The sequence below is a fragment of the Carboxydocella sp. JDF658 genome (assembly GCF_002049395.1).
Taxonomy (GTDB): Bacteria; Bacillota.
Window position 1 is genome coordinate 1 of sequence record NZ_BDLR01000180.1, and the last position, 2,559, is coordinate 2,559.

Annotated in this window: 3 protein-coding genes; 2 read left to right on the forward strand and 1 reads right to left on the reverse strand. The window is 45.1% G+C overall.

Annotated elements, in window-relative coordinates; all coding sequences use genetic code 11:
- Window positions 1–1,183, reverse strand: a 1,183-nt coding sequence (radA, locus tag JDF658_RS13260) for a DNA repair protein RadA (RefSeq protein ID WP_079907985.1), incomplete at its 3' end; no start/stop codon positions are given.
- 340 nt (window positions 1,184–1,523) lie between these two features.
- Between radA and JDF658_RS13265 the strand changes: the two genes are divergently transcribed.
- Both JDF658_RS13265 and JDF658_RS13270 read left to right on the forward strand, forming a co-directional pair.
- Entirely contained in the window at window positions 1,524–2,150 is a 627-nt protein-coding gene (locus JDF658_RS13265; protein ID WP_078666448.1) for a SurA N-terminal domain-containing protein, read from the forward strand.
- Between the two features lie 133 nt (window positions 2,151–2,283).
- Window positions 2,284–2,553, forward strand: a complete 270-nt coding sequence (locus JDF658_RS13270) for a hypothetical protein (RefSeq protein ID WP_078666449.1) — start codon at window positions 2,284–2,286, stop codon at window positions 2,551–2,553.
- The last annotated feature ends 6 nt before the right edge of the window (window positions 2,554–2,559 follow it).

Sequence of the window (2,559 nt, forward strand, 5' to 3'; positions counted from 1 at the left end):
CACCTGTCAAGCCCACTTCCCCGATAATTACCATCTCGGGGTCTACCGACCGCTCTCGCCAGCTGGAGGCCAGCGCTACCGCTACCCCCAGATCCACCGCCGGTTCCGTCAGCTTCAAACCACCAGCCACATTAACAAAGGCATCCATGTGGCTCAACTGCATGCCCAGGCGCTTTTCCAGCACCGCCAGCAGCAACGCCACCCGCTGATAATCCAGCCCCGAGGTCATGCGGCGAGGGTTGGCCAGATTGCCTGGCGATATCAGAGCCTGGATTTCTACCAGAATAGGACGGCTGCCCTCCATAGCCACCACTACCACAGAACCCGGTTCGCCAACAGGGCGCTGGGCCAGCAATAGCCCCGAGGGGTTACTGACATCAATCAGTCCACTGCCGGTCATTTCGAACAGGCCCAGCTCATTGGTGGAGCCAAAGCGGTTTTTCACTGCCCGCAACAGGCGGTAATTCTGGTGACGTTCTCCCTCAAAATACAGGACAGTATCCACCATATGCTCAAGTACCCGCGGTCCCGCCAGAGCTCCTTCTTTTGTGACATGACCTACAATCAGAGTGGCAATCTCCCTGCCCTTGGCCAGATCCAGCAAGAGTCCGGTACAATGCCGCACCTGACTGACACTGCCCGGAGCGGAGGTAATTTCCCGGCTGTGCACGGTCTGGATGGAATCTATAATCACCGCCTGCCAATCCTGGCCGGCATCTACTGCCGTCAGGATATCCTCCAGGCAGTTTTCCGCCGCTGCCAGCACCTGCGGCCCCTCCACTCCCAGCCGTTCCGCCCGCATCCGCAACTGGCTCAGCGACTCTTCCGCAGAAATATACAACACCGGGCCCTTTTGGGCCAGATATCCAGCTGCCTGCAGAAGCAAAGTGGATTTACCGATACCGGGGTCACCTCCTACCAGCACCAGGGAACCCCGCACCAGTCCACCTCCTAACACCCGGTCCAGCTCAGCCAGACCGGTAGCAGCCCGTTCCTGCTTCTCTGTTTTGATCTGGGGCAGCGGCACCGGAATGATCTTTTTTCCACTTGTTGCTGTTCTGGTTTCCTGACGCACTTCCTCCACCAGGCTATTCCACTCACCGCAACCAGGACAGCGTCCCAGCCAGCGCAGTTCCACCTGACCGCAATTCTGGCAAACATACCGCGTTTTTTCCCGTTTCAAGGCCCGGCCTCCCTGTTTCCTGATACCATAATATTATACCATTGTTTTACTCTTGCTAACAAGAAGGATGAGCGGTAAAAATTGTCTCTGGTTTTGTCAAATTGAAACGGGGATTTGTCGAATTTTTGTGGTAAATTTTGGTTGTTTTTTGTTTGTGATATGATTTGTTTAAGGCGATATATCAAAGATTATGCTAAATATGGAGCCAATAATATTTGGCCTTCTGTTAACTGATGGGGAATGGACTATTATTCCTCATCCAGTTTAGTGCTATCCCTTTCCAAATCAGACTTGTCAGGGCCTGCACCTGATCAACTCATTCCTTCAGGGGCAAGCCCTTATGGTGGAAGTAATTAATTTAAAGAAAGGAGAAGGCCAAATGAAAAAGAGAGCTTATTTTATAGCTCTGAGTTTAGGTTTACTTGTGGTTTCAGTTTCTTTCACGGGCATTTTTGCTGATGAAAACAAACAAGTAACTTCTCTGGTAAAAATGGTCAATGACAATAAACTAATTAAAGATCCTGATAAAGTTGTATTTAAAGTAAATGGAAAACCTGTTTTAGCTAGAGAATTTGTTAAGGAGAAAAATTTACTTATTTATCTTGCTAAAATAAACGGGAGTGCATTTCCCTCTGAACATGATGTCATAAATTCACTAGCAAAACGTGAAGCATTGTATCAAAAAGCAGTTGAATTAGGTTTGGAAGCTACTGATAACGAGGTTAGAGAATTTGTAAAGCAACAAAGGTCAAAATTTGAAGAATATGACCCAAATGCCACTGGCAAAGAATTAATTGAAGCTGAGATAAAGGCTACCGGTTTAACGGCAGATGAATATTGGGAACGTACAATTCCTGAGTACAAAAAAATCTTAACTCTAAGCAAATTATCCGATTATTATCTTAAACAATTAGGACCACTAAATTTAGAAAACCCTAATAATGTAGAGAAAATTAAATATTTTTAGATCAAGAATTTGATAAAATAGCTAGAGAAACAACTATTAAAATTGTAAAATAGCGCTCCTTGAGGTAGGAATTTTTCCAACCTCTTTATGTCTTTATACCTGAGAGAACAAATTACCAGGAGGTCTGTTAATAATGCCAATAAAAGGTGATTATAAACAATATACTGACCCTGAGGAGCAAGCAAAAATGATGGGAAATTTTTTGGGTAGTTTTCTCAATAGTTCTAAGATCCCTATTGGACTTAAATGGTTAGGCTGGTTTTTGCTCCTCTGCTCCAGTATATTTTTTCCCTTCGTTATCATCAAAGATCTTCTTAGTGGAGGTCTGGAGATATTTTTATTAGTACCGGTATTGTTTCAATGGGTATTGGTTTATTATATTTTAAAGAAACTATTAAGATAGCAAGTA